We start from the raw sequence: 16,124 nt of genomic DNA, 5'->3' as shown, positions 1-16,124 counted from the left end.
TTTGTAACTTTGCAAAAGCGAAGCGGCACCTCAGCAATTCAGAGCAAGCTCCATTGCGTTCGGTTTGCATTCGCTTTGCAAAAGAGTATGCCGCCATTGATATTAAGGTAACGGCAACCATAACCCTAAGACAACAGCAAGTGAGTTACACCAACCCCATACTTGAACTTGAGAAGCAGAAGCGGCTTCTCCAACTGGAATATGAGGCGGAGCGTGATGCGTTCCGCCAACAGACTGAGGCGCAGGGCATCGGAAGGAAGATAAAGCGAGGAGAAGCGTGGCACCCTTTGCAGACGGGAAAGGCGTACTACAATTCGCTGAACCAGTACTGCATCGAAGTGCATCGGCAGAAAGAGGACGAGACAGAGCATAATTTCGAATACGGAAAGCCGGTCTGCTTCTTCACTCTTGCCGACGGCAAACCGTCCTATCTGCCTTTCACCGCCATCGTCTCCTACGTCGACGGCGACCGTATGGTGATAGCCTTGAACAACGAAAGCCACGCTGTAGAACTGCAGGGAAAAGAGAATCTCGGCGTGCAACTGAGCTTTGACGAGACAAGCCACCGCACGATGATTGCCGCCCTTGACCGTGTGATACGCGGAAAAGGCACACGCCTGACTTATCTGCGTGACCTTTTCTACACCGACATGCCTGCACAACGCTACCGCTTTGACACGCCTGTGCGCCTTCCATGGCTCAACCCTACTCAGGAGAAGGCTGTCAATGAGGTGCTGCTGGCAAAGGATGTCGCCATCGTCCACGGCCCTCCGGGAACGGGAAAGACAACGACTCTCGTGGAGGCTGTGTTCGAATGCCTGAGAAAAGAGAACCAGGTGCTCATCTGCGCACAAAGCAATATGGCGGTGGACTGGATTTCCGAGAAACTTGTTGACCGTGGTGTGCCGGTGCTCAGGATAGGAAACCCTACACGAGTGAACGACAAGATGCTGTCTTTCACCTACGAACGGCAGTTTGAGAGCCATCCCGACTATGAGCAGTTGTGGGCGATGCGCAAGGCGATGCGTGAGCTTCGTGCCAACCGAAAGCGTGGCGACCGCTCGTTCCACCAGAAGATGGACCGACTGAGGTCACGCGCAACGGAGATTGAAATGCGGATAAACCAACAGCTGTTCGGCGATGCGCGTGTCATCGCCTGCACACTTGTCGGTTCTGCAAACCGTATCCTCGAGGGACAGAAGTTCGGCACTCTGTTCATCGACGAAGCGGCACAGGCTCTTGAAGCGGCATGCTGGATACCTATACAGAAGGCTTCGCGCATAGTCTTTGCAGGCGACCACTGCCAGCTTCCGCCAACAGTGAAGAGCAACGAGGCGCTGAAAGGCGGACTTGGCGTGACACTCATGGAGCGCATTGCCAAACAGAAGCCGGAGGTTGTGACACTGCTGAAGGTGCAGTACCGCATGAACCACGAGATTATGAAGTTCTCTTCCGACTGGTTCTATGGAGGAAAAGTGGAGTCGGCACCTGAGGTAAAGAACCGCTCTGTCCTTGATTTTGACATCCCCATGCTATGGATTGACACGGCGGACATGGCTTGCCATGAGGAGTTTGTGGGCGAAAGCTACGGCAGAATCAACAAGACGGAGGCAAAACTGACCCTCGCCGCCCTGCAACTCTACTTCGACAAGATTGGCAAAGAGCGCATCCTCAGCGAGAGAATCGATGTCGGAATCATCTCACCTTACCGTGCACAGGTGCAGTATCTGCGCCAACTTGTTAGGAAAGAGCCATATTTCAAGCCCTACCGCCACCTTATCAGCGTGAACACTGTCGACGGTTTCCAAGGTCAGGAGCGTGATGTTGTGCTTATCTCCCTTGTCCGCGCCAACGACGAAGGACAGATAGGATTCCTCCGTGACCTGCGAAGAATGAACGTGGCGATAACGAGGGCAAGGATGAAACTTATCATACTTGGTGACGCTCCGACAATGACGCGCCACCCTTTCTACAAGAAGCTATATGAATACATTGACAATCTCTGACCTTACCATAGGCCACGGCAGACACATTCTGGCATCGTCCCTCAATGCACAGCTGGCTGCCGGCAAACTGACCTGTCTTGTCGGACGGAACGGTGTGGGGAAATCCACACTGCTGAAGACTCTTGCGGGTTTCCTCCCTCCTATGCATGGGGAGATAAGGTACTCAGGAGACAATGGCTCTGACGACATCGTCATAACTCCCGACAGTGGCAGACGGACGGACAACGGACGGCTGGCAAGGCGGGTGAGCGTGGTGCTTACAGGGCGGCCTGATGTCTCAATGATGACCGCACGTGACATTGTGGGTCTCGGGCGCTCACCGTACACGGACATGTGGGGGACACTCCGCGACATCGACCGTGAGATTGTGGAGAGGAGCATGGCACGTGTTGGCGTGTCAATGCTGGCAGAAAGGGACATTGAGACCCTTTCCGACGGCGAGTGCCAAAAGGTTCTCATCGCAAAAGCCTTGGCACAAGAGACGCCAATCATCCTCCTTGACGAGCCGACCGCCTTTCTTGACTATCCGTCAAAGGTGGAGACAATGCGCCTGATGAAGGCCATCGCAGCGGAAAACAATGGCAGCGGACGCCTGGGACAAGGGGTACTGCTCTCCACACACGACATGGAAATGGCGCTGCACCTTGCCGACGAGATATGGCTCATGACGCAGGACAGACGCCTGCTCCATGGCTCTCCAAAGGAGCTGGAAGAGGCTCTCAGAAAGGAAAACCTGAAAATCAGCTTCTGAAAGCACACCCCTGCAATATCGACATTACTGACACTAACGACAATCCTGACAGTCCTGTCATTACTGACATTACTGACCAAATCAACCCAACCAACCCATGAAACTACTGAAAAATCTGCTTCTCCTCACCGCAATCCTGCCCCTCGCAACCTTCGCCGGCAAAGACACATGGAAAAGCGTGACACTCAACACCGCTATCCGCTACACCACCACGGAGGCAAAAAAGCCTGCCTTGGACAAGAACGGCAAGCGGATGACTGTCGTCTACCTCGAGAATCTCGCCTGCGAAAAGGTCGGCCGGAACTCCAACAAGAAGGATGTAAACTGGCTTCTCAAACAAGGTTACTGCGTCATCGAACTTGATTACGGCAAGCATGCAAACGCTGTTTCACCGCTAATCAACAAGGACATCATCGCCATAAACAGCGAAATGCGCAACGGAACGTTCTGCGGAATGGACGACATCTCACAGGACCGTGCATATATCCTCTTTGAAGGCTACCGCATACTGCGTGATGTGAGCTATCATCTTGACGATAAGGATGTCTACAACATGGCCGCCGAGAACGATTCCCTGTACATGGACATCGTCTATCCTGCAAACCCGAAGCGACCTGTGCCCACAGTCCTCTCATTCTCTTACAGCAACAGCTACTACGGCAACACTCACAAACGCATGTTCCTGCCCTACCATTGGGCGGCGTTCAACGACTCTTTCGTCCAGGGAGCGCCGGCCGTGGGATGCGCATGGGCAATAGCCGACCACCCGAAATATTGCGACTGGGGCAACGGAAAGTACAAAGGCGGACCGAACAAGTCGCTCGGCTCCATAGAGATTGCCGATGATGCGGCCCGGAAAGTGCGCTCCGCCATACGCACTGTGCGCGGCATTGGCAGGACGGTAGGCCTTGGGCATGACATCGCCATCTATGGCTTCTCACGCGGCTCCACGGCAGGTTCGCTCGCCATCGGCGACAAACCGTTCGAGGAATGGACACAAAGGGAACGCGGACGCTGCCCGAATGAGGCGGCATACATTCAGGTTGCATTCCTCGGTCCCGGCGTTTTCGACTACAATCTGATGAAAAAGGACTCCCGGGAGTACAAGAACATGGACGCTTACTGCAACTCCACCGCTAACCCGAAAGCTACATGGAAGCGTCAGGGAGGAGCGTTGACAGCCAAGACGAACAGGACTGCGCCGACATTCTTCTTCTACAACAGTGACGATGACCCGAACTATGGCATACAGATGGACAACATCGTCAAAAGCTTCAAGGCGAAAGGCGTTACCCATGAGGTACTTAAAGACTATGGAAAAGGGCATTCCGTCCCACAGAGCATGGAGGATTTGCAGAAGATGTACACATTCCTGCTGCGCCATGTAACAGAATAAGTAGTCTGCAAAAACAGCTTTTATTCCCCAAAACTTATACTCTTACAATGCAAATCGGGCAGTGCTCCTAATGGTGGAACACTGCCCGAAATTGTTATATGTCTTTATGTGTAAAACAAAGTATAACACTTTATATGATAAAAGGTATCACTTCAGTGTGTAAAGTGATACCTTTTACTATGCAAAGTGTTACCTTTCGCAATCTTAAAAATAACAGCTTGATATACAATACATTAGTACAACCACACCATTTTACATCAACCCTATCCAACGAAGGAAATCATTCATGTTGGCAACAAGCATCAGCAGGAGCAGAAGACCCATGCCTATGTTCTGCGCAATCTGCTGGAAACGGAGGCTCGGCACTTTTCCTGTCACCACTTCCATAAGGAGGATGAGGATGTGTCCGCCGTCAAGTCCCGGAATAGGGATGATGTTCATGAAGGCGAGGATTATGGAAAGGAACGCCGTCATGCGCCAGAACATGCTCCAATCCCACACCGGAGGGAACATCGAGCCTATCGCTCCGAAACCGCCAAGGTTCTTCGCGCCGTCGGCGGAGAATAGGTATTTCAGGTCGCCGACATAGCCGCCAAGGACATCAAGACCGTAGTTGATTCCGGCAGGGACACTCTCGGCAATGCCGTAGGAGACGTGTGTCGGTTTATAATAAGAGAATATGCTGCTCTCAACCACACCGAATTTCAGTTTTGGAGTCATTACAAGTGTGATTGTGTCCTTAACTGCGGACTCCAAAGGAATGGCTTTTGCTGCGGAAGGATAGAGCACCGACGATGCGTCACGTGCCACAACAAACTGCACTGTGCGTATTTTAAGACTGTCCTTTGCTGTCTCTGCAGCCATAAGTCTGTCGTCAAGGATTCCCAACTGATAGTGGCAATCGTTCCAAGAGTCAACCGGTTTGCCGTTGATTGAGAGGATTTTATCCCCTTTTCTTATCCCGGCCTTGGCGGCAGGAGTACCGGCAAGCACGCTGTCTATGTCACATGGCACGAGAGGGCGCACAAACACAGGGTCGGATTTCAGCATTTGGAGAAGGTCAAGGTCACCGGGAAGAGCCACGGCGGTCTTCTTTCCACAGCGAAGTACATACGCCTCATGAGCGGTGGTGAGGTCGCGGAACATGTCGGTAGAGAACTCGCGGAAATCTCCTTGGTCAGTTCCGAGGAGTATGTCGCCGTCCTTGAAGCCGAGGGCTTTGGCGGATGAGTTGAACTTCATTCCGCTTTTCATGTCCTTGAGGGCAACATAGTCCTCGCCCCATGTGTAGAACACGGCAGAATAGATTATCAGTGCGAGGAAGAAATTGACCATTACGCCGCCTGCCATGATGAGGAGACGCTGATACGCTTTCTTACTTCGGAACTCCCAAGGCTGCACAGGCTTCTTGGCAAGGTCGTCGGCAGACTGTGTCTCGTCCACCATGCCGTCAATCTGGCAGTAGCCGCCGATAGGCAGCCAGCCCAGTCCGTACTCGGTTCCTGCCTCTTCGTTGTATTTCTTGTTGCCGTCCTCTCCACGTTCGGTGATGAGTTTTTTGCCTCTCAGCCTGCGCCACCAGTTGTCGTAGGAGCTCCAGATGTGGAACTTGAAGTTGGCGAAGATGTAGAAGCGTGACACGCGTGTCTTGAACAACTTTGCGAAGAAGAAGTGTCCTCCCTCATGGAGAGCCACAAGGATTGTTATCGAAAGCAGGAATTGTAATGTCTTTATCCAGAATGTTTCCATTGGAGTTTTGCTTGAATGGTTGTGTGTGGTTGGTTTGGTTATGGGTGTTGAGGGCGGGTCAGTATTGTCAGAAATGTCAGTATTGACAATATTGACGTTTCTGACAATACTGCCTTATAACAGCGAAGCGGCTATGCGCCTTGCCTCAGCGTCGGACATGAGGTAGTCGTCGAGTGTCGGTTTCTTCACGAAAGTGGCGCGCTGCATTGTCTCGGCGATGATGTCGCCCATCTGCAGGAACCCGCATTTGTCCTTGCGGAACGCCTCGTTGACCACCTCATTGGCGGCGTTCACGATGCACGACATGTTGCCGCCCATGCGCAAAGACTCGTAAGCCATGGCGAGACAGCGGAATTTCTCCATGTCCGGCTCAAAAAATTCCAGCGGCTGTTTGAACAAATCAAGCCGCTCACCTGACAGGTGCAGGCGCTGCGGGAAGGAGAACGCATACTGTATAGGCAGTCGCATGTCAGGCACACCAAGCTGCGCCTTCACGCTGCCGTCCACGTATTGCACGGCAGAATGCACTATCGACTGCGGATGGACAAGGACTTGTATTCTGTCAGCGTCCACACCGAAGAGCCATTTTGCCTCTATCACCTCAAAGCCTTTGTTCATCATCGAAGCGGAATCTATGGTAATTTTCGCGCCCATGTCCCATGTCGGATGCTTCAATGCGTCAGCGGCGGTGACACTCTTCATCTCCTCCAAGGTGAACTTTCTGAACGGTCCGCCGGAAGCAGTGAGGAGAATCTTCTCGATTTCCGTGTCGGCATCGCCCACAAGGCTTTGGAATATGGCGGAGTGTTCTGAGTCTACAGGAAGTATAGGGCAGTGGTTTTCCTGCGCCAATCCCATTATAAGTTCGCCTGCAACGACAAGAGTCTCCTTGTTGGCAAGGCATATTTTCTTATGCGCCTTTATCGCACGGATGGTCGGTTTCAGACCTGCGAAGCCCACCATGGCGGTGAGTACCATGTCGATAGGCTCTGCCTCGACAATCTCTTCAAGGGCTTCCGCACCGGCATAGACCTTGATGTCCGGGCAGTCGGATAGCAGGGAGCACAGCCGCTCGTAATGATCCTCATTGGCGATGACCACCGCTGCCGGCTTGAACTTGTGCGCCTGTTCGGCAAGCATCTCCACATGGTTGTATGCAGTAAGGCAATACACCTCGTAAAGGTCGCTATGTTCCTCGATGACCTCCAACGCCTGAGTGCCTATGGAGCCGGTGGAACCTAATATACATATTTGCTTTTTCATTGTTTTTCTTTGTTTTTGTCAGGATTGGCAATACTGGCATAATTGACAATATTGACAAGGTTGACGCGATTGACAATCAGCAGAACGAACCGTCAAGCAGACCTTCCGGCACGGCAACTGTAACCTTACGGCATTCCGTGTCCACCTCTTCGATAAGCTCTTCGGGAGCAGGAATAAGGAGACCGTTGTCGAGTTCAAAGAGAATGTTCTCTGTCGCATCGTCCACAGCCTCTATTGTTCCTACGGTCTTGCCTGTGTTCGAGTCCGTGAGCTCATAGCCCACAAGCTCCGCATAAGTAAGGTCGTGCTCCACTTCGTCGGCAAGTGAGCGTGGGAAAAACACCTCACAGCCGGTCAGTTCGCGCACTTTCTCGGCGGAATCCATGTCACAGAAGGTGACAAGGGCTATCTCGTCACTCTTGAAACGGTATTCCTCCATGAAGAAAGGCACAAGGATTCCGTCGATGCGCAGCACAAGATAGTCCGCTCCGACACGGTCGAACACATCATCATCTATCTGCACCTGCACCTCACCTTTCACTCCGTGGGGCTTTCCAACGCGCCCAATCTTGTAAACATCAGTGTCCTTTATCATCTCTGTTCGTGTATTATTTCCGCACTGTTTCCAAGCAATCGCCCGTCATTCCGTGGCAGAATCACTGGCGTGTGATTCTCGCTCCGAGAGCGTTAAGACGCTGTTCGATGTCCTCATATCCACGGTCAATCTGCGCAATGTTGGCAATCCGCGATGTGCCGTCTGCCGTCAATGCGGCTATAAGCAGGGCAATGCCGGCACGGATGTCCGGACTTGACATGACTCCTGCACGCAGTTTCTTCGAGTGGTTAAGACCCACAACCACCGCACGGTGAGGGTCACAGAGGATGATGTTTGCCCCCATGTCAATGAGTTTGTCAACAAAGAACAGTCGGGACTCGAACATCTTCTGGTGGACAAGCACCGAACCGTTGGCCTGAGTGGCAACAACGAGCAGCACACTGAGCAAGTCCGGAGTCAGTCCTGGCCATGGTGCATCGGAGAGAGTCATGATTGTGCCGTCCATGAATGAGTCGACTGTGAAGGTATCATGCTTCGGAATGAACAGGTCATCGCCTTCTTCCCTGACGTCAACACCAAGGCGGCGGAATGTTTCCGGTATGATTCCGAGATTCTCTATTGACACATCCTTTATCCTTATGCCGTCGCCAATCATCGCCCCCATACCGATAAACGAGCCGACCTCTATCATGTCAGGCAGCACACGGTGCTCACAGCCATGGAGTTCCTTCACACCCTTGATGTGCAACAGATTGCTTCCTATGCCCGTAATGTCAGCACCCATATTGTTAAGCATGCGGCAAAGCTGCTGTATGTATGGCTCACAGGCTGCATTATAGATAGTTGTCTCGCCCTCAGCCAAGACAGCCGCCATGACGATGTTCGCCGTTCCTGTGACAGAAGCCTCATCAAGAAGCATCTTACAGCCCTTCAAACGCTCTCCGCGAAGCTCATAGACATCCCTTCCCTCGACACGGGAGAACTCCGCACCAAGCTTGCTGAAGCCGAGGAAGTGTGTGTCAAGACGACGGCGGCCAATCTTGTCGCCACCCGGCTTTGCCACAGTAGCCTTGCCAAAGCGTCCGAGAAGCGGACCAATCATAAGCACCGAGCCACGCAATGAAGAGCATTTCTTCACGAATTCATCGCTCCCAAGATAGTCAAGGTTAAGACTGTCAGCCTGAAATGTGTATTCGTTCCGCGCATGTTTCGTCACCCTCACACCGATGTCTGTGAGCAATCGGATGAGATTGTTCATGTCAAGAATGTCCGGAACATTGTTTATACGCACCGGCTCTGCAGTAAGAATCGAGGCGCAGATGACTTGCAGAGTCTCGTTTTTCGCACCCTGTGGGACGATAGTACCCTTTAGCGGATGACCGCCTTCTATGATGAAAGTGTCCATGATTTGCTTGGATATAATTGTTTCTTTTTATCAATTAACTGTTCAAAATTGTTTTTTGCCGGAGCTTTCCCTCACAAAACAATTTTGAACAGTCATTCATTTGCCCTTTTTCTTCTTAGGCTTTGCCTTCTTTGTGGCATTGCTCTCAATGGTAAAGAAGTCCAGTTTAACTTTCTCAGGGTCAAGCTGTATCACACCGTCAGTGAACTGTGCGATGTCAGAGAATATGCGGTCATTCTCAGGAATGGCGAAACCATGCTGTATGATGTCACGCTTCATCTGGTTGGCGATGACACGGCTCGCCTCATCACGTGCCGGTCCCGGCGGCATCTCCTTTATGCAGTCGAGAGCCTGGAACACAAGACTGCCGTAATGGCGTACCGGAATCCTCCGTTTCGGATAAGGCATGGGAGCCGGACGCGAGAAGATTTTCTTCGCCCCGGAGATATCATAAGGGTAGTCGATGTCAAGTTTGAAGTCGCACATTATGGCGAGATGGTCCCACAGCTTCTGCTTGTAGTCGGGCGTCTGGCGTATCTCTGGGTGCATGAGTTCCATTGTCTTCACAATGTTCTCCGCAAATCTCTGCCGTGCACTGCGGTTTTCCATTGCCATGCACTGCTTCACCAGAGTATGCACACAACGTCCATACTCCGGCATCTTCATACGTTCACGCTGGGTATTGTAGTCCAGTCCTTCAAGGTTCATAGGAGTTTCTTTGGTTTTAATGCTACAAAATCTTTCAGATAGAAAGGCACGAAATAAGCCACATCCTCTGTCTTTCCCTGCATAAGCCTGCGCTCGGCGAGAGGGAACATGTTCTTTGCCAGAGGCTCTATGCCTTCAATGAGCCGTGCATTGGGATGATTGACAGCCTCCATGCACTTGGCTGCGCCGTTGCCGAAGAAGTAGACAGGGTGGCGGTCAAGATACTCGCGGTAGGTCTCCCCGTCGACAATGTCCGCCTGCACCTGCCGTACAGGGCGCAGGGCACGGTCGTACAGTCCGGCATAGACCTCCATGCGGCGTGCGTCAAGCATCGGACAGAGGAGCGCATCCTCAGGAAGGTCGTCATGCTTCAGCAGCACCGGCACACTGAGGAGCTCAAGCGTGGGCACCGCAATCAGCGGAATGTCAAGACTATAGCACACGCCTTTCGCCATCGATACACCGATTCGCAGCCCGGTGTATGAGCCCGGACCCATCGAAACGGCAACGGCATCGACAGGAATGGCATGGCTGTCGGCAAAGCCAAGGGCTTGGTCGACGAACGTTCCCAATCTCTCATTGTGGTTCGGGCCTGTGCGGTCCTCGTCAGAGTAGATACACTTGCCATCCTCACTAATGGCGACAGAGCACACATCGGTGCTGGTTTCAATACTGAGTATACAAGCCATTTTTCGCAAAATACTTAAATATTCTGCAAATTTACTATTTTTTTCGCAAATAATTTGTACTTTTGCATAAATTTAACGTAGACACACAAGAAAATGATACAATCAATGACAGGTTTCGGAAAAGCAACCGTAACCTTTGAGAACAAGAAAATCAACGTTGAGGTCAAAGCTCTCAATTCCAAGACTCTTGACCTCTCGACACGCATCGCCCCACTCTATCGCGAGAAGGAAATGGAGATTCGCCAGATTGTCTCCGACAGACTGTCACGCGGAAAGGTGGATTTCTGCATCTGGATTGACAAGGACGAGACTGCGGCTGCCACTCCCATAAACCCTGAAATGGTGGACTTCTACTATCAGCAAATCAACAAGATAGCTTACGAGAAGGACATCTCGCTCGCCATGGACTGGTCGACAATCCTGCGGCTCCCTGACGTCCTCAGCCGCAACGAGGTGGAGACACTCGGCGAAGAGGAATGGACGGCGGCACGGAACGCCATAGACTGCGCACTTGCACAGCTCATCGAGTTCCGCATTCAGGAAGGTGCAGCGCTGCAAAAGAAGTTCAGCGAGAAACTGGACAACATCGCCAGCCTTCAGAAGGAGCTTGAACCGTATGAGCAGAGCCGTGTGGAGAAGATACGCCAGCGCATCACCGACAATCTGAAGCTTATCCCTGACGTGGAGTATGACAAGAACCGTCTGGAGCAGGAACTCATCTACTACATCGAGAAACTTGACATCTCCGAGGAGAAACAGCGTCTGACAAACCACTTGCAGTACTTCCGCGACACAATGCTTCTTGACGAACCTATCGGCAAAAAGCTCGGTTTCATCGCTCAGGAGATGGGACGCGAGATTAACACCACCGGCTCAAAGAGCAACCAGGCTGAGATGCAGAACATCGTCGTGAAGATGAAAGACGAACTGGAACAGATAAAGGAGCAGGTGCTGAATGCACTGTAAAATCATTGGTCAGTACTGTCAGCAATGTCAATACTGACAATATTGTCAAAAAAACAACCCAAAACCACCAAATGAAACAAGGCAAACTTCTCATTTTCAGCGCGCCAAGCGGCTCGGGAAAGTCCACCATCGTACAGTGGCTAATGCAGGAGCATCCGGAGCTTAACATGCACTTCTCCATCTCATGCACCACTCGCCAGCCGCGCGGAACAGAGCAGGACGGCGTGGAATACTTCTTCCTCACGCCTGAAGAGTTCAAGGCAAAAATCGCGAAAGACGAGTTTGTGGAGTACGAGGAGGTGTACACCGACAAGTTCTATGGCACACTGAAATCCCAGGTGACAAGCCAGACAGCGAAGGGCGACAACGTGGTCTTCGACATTGATGTCAAGGGCGGATGCAACATCAAGCAGCAGTATGGCGCACAGGCTCTGAGCATCTTCATCCAGCCGCCTTCACTCGAAGAGCTCCGCCGACGCCTTGTTGGACGCGCGACAGACGCTCCGGAGGTCATCGAGCAGCGTCTTGCAAAGGCTGAATACGAACTGTCCTTCGCACCGAAGTTCGACACTGTCGTGGTCAATGATGACCTTGAAACAGCCAAACAAGAGACTTTGGATAAAATCCGAAAGTTCCTTGCAGAATAACCCACCAACGCTCTGATTTGCAAGGAATTACAAATCACGAAACAAAAGGTAACACTTTGCCATGCGAAAGGTAACGATTTACATGGCGAAAGGTTACCTTTCACACCTTAAAAGGTAACCTTTCGCAATGCCTTCCCTGACACCCCACAAAACGCACCATTATGAAGCCACTTGCGGAGCAATGACGAAGCACATGGGAACAAAGAAAAAAGTCGGACTTTTCGGTGGCACTTTCGACCCTGTCCACATAGCCCACACTGCCCTCGCAAAGGCTTTCCGCCGGCAGTTCGGGCTCGATGAGGTGTGGTTTCTTGTCACGCCGCAGAACCCGTGGAAGACGGATTCAAGGCTCTCCCCTGACCATGACCGCCTCGCAATGACACGCCTCGCCCTCGAAAATGAGGAGGGGCTGACGGCGTCCGACTATGAGTTCCACCTTGAAAAGCCGTCATTCTCCTACCGCACACTGAGGAGTCTGCGCAAGGAGTTCTCCGCCACGGAGTTCACACTGCTCATCGGCGGCGATAACTGGGCGGCTTTCGACAAGTGGGCTGAACACCGCGAGATTCTCACCCACCACCCTGTGGCTGTATATCCGCGCACAGGCTCCGCCCTCACCACGCCTGAAGCCCTGCAAGACATGGACTTCCGCCTTTCCATTGTGACACAACCGCTGCTGGACATCAGCAGCACGGATGTCCGCCATCGTGTCATGGAGGGCAAGGAAATAACAGACCTCGTATGTCCGAAAGTGGCGGAATACATCAGAAATAACAGGCTTTATTTGGAATAAACGCACCGCCGCAAGTGTGGCAGCGCCACATTCCTCATGATACCCCTTGGCTTCAGCCATGGGGCATACAAAGACAACATCAGTCGTGTGGCAGAGCCACACTCCTTTATACTACTGCAAAAACGAATGAAAAACCGGTTACGTTGGCTTGACATCATCACCGCACCGATAGCGAGAAACCCGGAGTTTCTTGTCTTCATGTTCGCCCTCGGCATCACGGCAGCACTGCTCTCCGTGGACTATGCCCACAAGGCGAAGCTCTACGAGTATGCCTGGGAGGAGCTGTTCTTCTGCCTTTACGTCGTCTGTGCAGTGCTTGCGGTGCTGCCGCAACGGCTGCGGGCAGTGGCAAGGGGCTTGGTTTATGCCGTCGCTTATCCCGTGACAATCGTGGACATGTACTGTTTCGTGAAGTTTGACACGACGCTCAATCCGTCAATCCTCATGCTTGTCAACGAGACAGACCCACGCGAGGCAGGGGAATTCTTCTCCGCCTATCTCTCGCCGGATGTCCTTATGACAAACGTGGGCTGGGTTCTTCTCATACCTATCCTGCATATTCTTTGGTCGATACACCGCAAACTGCGCAAGCCTTCACGGCTTATCGCCCTCGAAAGCAAGGCTGCGGACGGCATAAAGAGAGTGCGCCCGTTGTGGAATGTGCTTGTCGCCGTGTGCGTCATCGTGTCAGGAATCCACTGTTTCCCCAACCTCCGGAACCTGCAAAGCCTTATGTCGCAGAAAACAGTCGGCGGCATCGAGCACAGACTCACGGAGAAAGATTGCGGCAAACAGTATCTTCCGCTTTATCGTTTCTCCTTCAGTGTCTATGCAAACTATCTTGCTTCAAAGCAGATAGACATAATAAAAGATGTGGCAAAAACCGTCACCGTCGACAGTTGCGACTACACTTCGCCGAACATTGTGCTGATTATCGGCGAGGCATACTGCAAGCGCCATTCCGGACTTTACGGCTATCATCTGCCCACAACGCCACGCCAGGTGGCTATGGCAAAGAGGGGTGAGCTTGTGGCTTATAGCGATGTGGTGACTCCATGGAATCTTACGAGCTATGTGTTCAAGCACATCATGTCGACATACACTGTCGGCGACAAAGGCGACTGGTGCGACTATCCGCTGTTTGGAGAGATATTCCGCAAGGCGGGGTATCACGTTACGTTCCTCACAAATGAGTTCCTGCCTAAGGCAAAGCAGGCTGTCTATGACTTCAGCGGTGGCTTTTTCCTCAACGACCCGGAGATGTCGGCGGCTCAGTTTGATGCGCGCAACGACAAGCTGCACATCTTTGACGAGGGACTTCTTGACGATTACAAGGCGGTACAGGAACGCCGCACGCATGACGGTGACACACTACAGAAAGGGAATCTCACCATTTTCCACCTTATAGGTCAGCATCAGACTTACCGTGTGCGGTGTCCGAAGTCGAAAAAGCATTTCACCCTCGACGATTACAGTGACCGTGAGGACCTGCGACCGAAATGGAAGAAGAACGTGCGCGACTATGATAATGCCACATTATATAATGATTCCATCGTCCGTGAGATAGTCCGGCTCTTTGAAAACACCAACACTGTGGTCATCTACATGCCTGACCACGGCGAGGAAGTGCACTCGCGCGAGCTGCCGCACTTCAGTGGCAGGATGCACTCCACCACCATTACGGAGCGTCTTGCACGAGAGGAGTTTGAGATACCGTTCTGGATTTGGGCGTCAAAGTCTTACCGCAAGTCGCATCCGGAGCTGTGGAAGGCGATACGAACCTCGGCAAACAAGCCGTACATGACTGACGCTCTGCCGCATCTTCTGATGTATCTCGCAGGGATAAAGTGCAAGTATTACCGCGATGACCTTAACATCCTGTCGCCCGAATACAATGCTTCACGACCGCGAATCCTTAAGCATCAGACGGACTATGATGTCGTGATGAAACGCAAGAAATGAGGAGTGGCATAACCAACTACAATAGAAATACAACCCAAAAGCAGCAACCACACCTATGAACAAAGAACTCATAACACGCAGGGAAGCGGCAGCGATGCGCGGATTGGCGATTCTCGCCATTGTCCTCCATAACTACACGCACTGGCTTGGGCCAATGGTGAAGGAGAACGAGTACACCTTCTCATGGCATAATGTCGAAAGACTGTTTGCGGAACTTGCACATCCGTCATGGGACATCATTGCGCATCTGTTCTCATTCTTCGGGCATTATGGTGTGCCGGTGTTTGTTTTCCTCAGTGCATACGGCTTGGTCATGAAGTACGAAGGCGGCCGTCAATGCGCCGGAGAGCCACGGAAACCGGTGAAAGAGGAGGGCGCATGGACTTTTGTCAAGAAGCATTTCATGAAGCTGTGGATAATGATGGCGGTGGGGTACAGTGCCTTTGTCCTTGTGGACTATATGACTCCGGGGCATTACCGTTACACTTTCTGGAATGTTGTGGGGCAGTTGGGAATGTTCAGCAACCTCTATGCCGACCCGGATCATGCCATCTGGCCCGGTCCATACTGGTATTTCGGACTGACGATGCAGCTGTATCTCGTCTACCGTTTTGTGCTTTATCCCGGCAAAGCGTCACTATCGGGACATATTTCCAAGAAGATGCGCCTTCTTGTCCCTGTCGTTCTCGCTGTCGGATGTATCGCCGTGCAGCTCAGTTTTGAGCCTTTGAGCACGGAACTTAATTGGTTCCGCTACAACTGCATGGGCAATCTGCCGGTCTTTGCGTTGGGAATCATCTATGCAAGGACTATGGAACGCACGGAGAAACCGCGCCTTTTAGAGGCTCCGTGGGCAATCTCGGCATTGGCGCTGGTGGCTGTTTTCAGTGTTGACTTCGTGTTTTGGACATTCGCACCGTTCTTTGTGTGCATAGGAACGATTAAGCTTGTCCGCGCGTTGCCCGGCACTCTGCTGCGTCCTTTGGCATGGACGGGCGGCATATCCGCTGCGATGTTCGTGTGCCACCCTGTCACAAGGAAAGTCATAATCCCAATTTCACGCCACGGAGAGATATACGCCGGACTGCTGCTCTATATCCTTGCGACAATCATCACCGCCATTCTCTTCAAGAAGGCGATAGAGATTGTCACGGAAAGCATAAATAAGAGCTGACAATATTGTCATTATTGACAGTACTGTCAGTAATGACGGTCAATACTGACAATACTGAC

General features: G+C 52.0%; 14 protein-coding genes. 8 read left to right on the top strand and 6 right to left on the bottom strand.

The window, feature by feature from the left end; translation table 11 throughout:
* The first annotated feature begins 140 nt into the window (after nt 1-140).
* From HPS57_RS07825 to HPS57_RS07815, 3 genes are all read left to right on the top strand, one after another.
* Entirely contained in the window at nt 141-2,006 is a 1,866-nt protein-coding gene (locus HPS57_RS07825) for an AAA domain-containing protein (RefSeq protein ID WP_369811478.1), read from the top strand.
* Nucleotides 1,984-2,757, top strand: coding sequence for an ABC transporter ATP-binding protein (locus HPS57_RS07820; RefSeq protein WP_172181845.1), 774 nt, complete (start codon nt 1,984-1,986; stop codon nt 2,755-2,757). The genes HPS57_RS07825 and HPS57_RS07820 overlap by 23 nt, the downstream gene beginning before the upstream one ends.
* Before the next feature lie 97 nt (nt 2,758-2,854).
* A complete protein-coding gene (locus HPS57_RS07815; RefSeq protein ID WP_172181843.1) occupies nt 2,855-4,153 on the top strand; it encodes an alpha/beta hydrolase family protein in 1,299 nt (432 codons plus the stop codon).
* Nucleotides 4,154-4,405: 252 nt separating this feature from the next.
* On the opposite strand, the gene rseP is transcribed toward HPS57_RS07815, so the two are convergent.
* From rseP to tsaB, 6 genes are all read right to left on the bottom strand, one after another.
* Complete coding sequence (gene rseP / locus HPS57_RS07810; RefSeq protein WP_172181841.1) at nt 4,406-5,902, bottom strand: RIP metalloprotease RseP; 1,497 nt, start codon at nt 5,900-5,902, stop codon at nt 4,406-4,408.
* Between the two features lie 114 nt (nt 5,903-6,016).
* Nucleotides 6,017-7,165 carry a 1-deoxy-D-xylulose-5-phosphate reductoisomerase gene (locus tag HPS57_RS07805; RefSeq protein ID WP_172181839.1) on the bottom strand — a complete coding sequence of 383 codons (1,149 nt, stop codon included), beginning with the start codon at nt 7,163-7,165 and terminating at the stop codon, nt 6,017-6,019.
* Between the two features lie 76 nt (nt 7,166-7,241).
* Entirely contained in the window at nt 7,242-7,760 is a 519-nt protein-coding gene (rimM, locus tag HPS57_RS07800; RefSeq protein WP_172181836.1) for a ribosome maturation factor RimM, read from the bottom strand.
* 61 nt (nt 7,761-7,821) lie between these two features.
* Nucleotides 7,822-9,126 (bottom strand): UDP-N-acetylglucosamine 1-carboxyvinyltransferase, encoded by a 1,305-nt coding sequence (murA, locus tag HPS57_RS07795; RefSeq protein ID WP_172181833.1) that lies wholly within the window; start codon nt 9,124-9,126, stop codon nt 7,822-7,824.
* 96 nt (nt 9,127-9,222) lie between these two features.
* Nucleotides 9,223-9,834, bottom strand: coding sequence for a DUF4290 domain-containing protein (locus tag HPS57_RS07790; RefSeq protein ID WP_172181830.1), 612 nt, complete (start codon nt 9,832-9,834; stop codon nt 9,223-9,225).
* Nucleotides 9,831-10,523: a tRNA (adenosine(37)-N6)-threonylcarbamoyltransferase complex dimerization subunit type 1 TsaB gene (tsaB, locus tag HPS57_RS07785; protein ID WP_172181827.1), complete on the bottom strand. Its 693-nt coding sequence runs from the start codon at nt 10,521-10,523 to the stop codon at nt 9,831-9,833. Before tsaB ends, HPS57_RS07790 begins: the two co-directional genes overlap by 4 nt.
* Before the next feature lie 93 nt (nt 10,524-10,616).
* Between tsaB and HPS57_RS07780 the strand changes: the two genes are divergently transcribed.
* The 5 genes from HPS57_RS07780 (at nt 10,617) to HPS57_RS07760 (ending at nt 16,065) form a co-directional block, all read left to right on the top strand.
* Nucleotides 10,617-11,489 (top strand): YicC/YloC family endoribonuclease, encoded by an 873-nt coding sequence (locus tag HPS57_RS07780; protein WP_172181818.1) that lies wholly within the window; start codon nt 10,617-10,619, stop codon nt 11,487-11,489.
* Between the two features lie 71 nt (nt 11,490-11,560).
* Nucleotides 11,561-12,136 carry a guanylate kinase gene (gmk, locus tag HPS57_RS07775; protein ID WP_172181815.1) on the top strand — a complete coding sequence of 192 codons (576 nt, stop codon included), beginning with the start codon at nt 11,561-11,563 and terminating at the stop codon, nt 12,134-12,136.
* Between the two features lie 193 nt (nt 12,137-12,329).
* The gene (nadD, locus tag HPS57_RS07770; RefSeq protein WP_172181814.1) at nt 12,330-12,929 is read left to right on the top strand and encodes a nicotinate (nicotinamide) nucleotide adenylyltransferase; all 600 of its coding nucleotides are present in this window, start codon (nt 12,330-12,332) and stop codon (nt 12,927-12,929) included.
* Between the two features lie 126 nt (nt 12,930-13,055).
* On the top strand, nt 13,056-14,891 hold the full coding sequence (locus HPS57_RS07765; protein WP_172181813.1) for a phosphoethanolamine transferase family protein: 1,836 nt from the start codon (nt 13,056-13,058) through the stop codon (nt 14,889-14,891).
* Nucleotides 14,892-14,946: 55 nt separating this feature from the next.
* Nucleotides 14,947-16,065, top strand: a complete 1,119-nt coding sequence (locus HPS57_RS07760; RefSeq protein ID WP_253946497.1) for an acyltransferase family protein — start codon at nt 14,947-14,949, stop codon at nt 16,063-16,065.
* Nucleotides 16,066-16,124 lie beyond the last annotated feature (59 nt).

The sequence above is a fragment of the Palleniella intestinalis genome (assembly GCF_013166595.1).
GTDB lineage: Bacteria > Bacteroidota > Bacteroidia > Bacteroidales > Bacteroidaceae > Prevotella > Prevotella intestinalis.
Note: the sequence above shows the minus strand (reverse complement) of the source record. Positions and strands in the feature narration are given on the sequence as shown.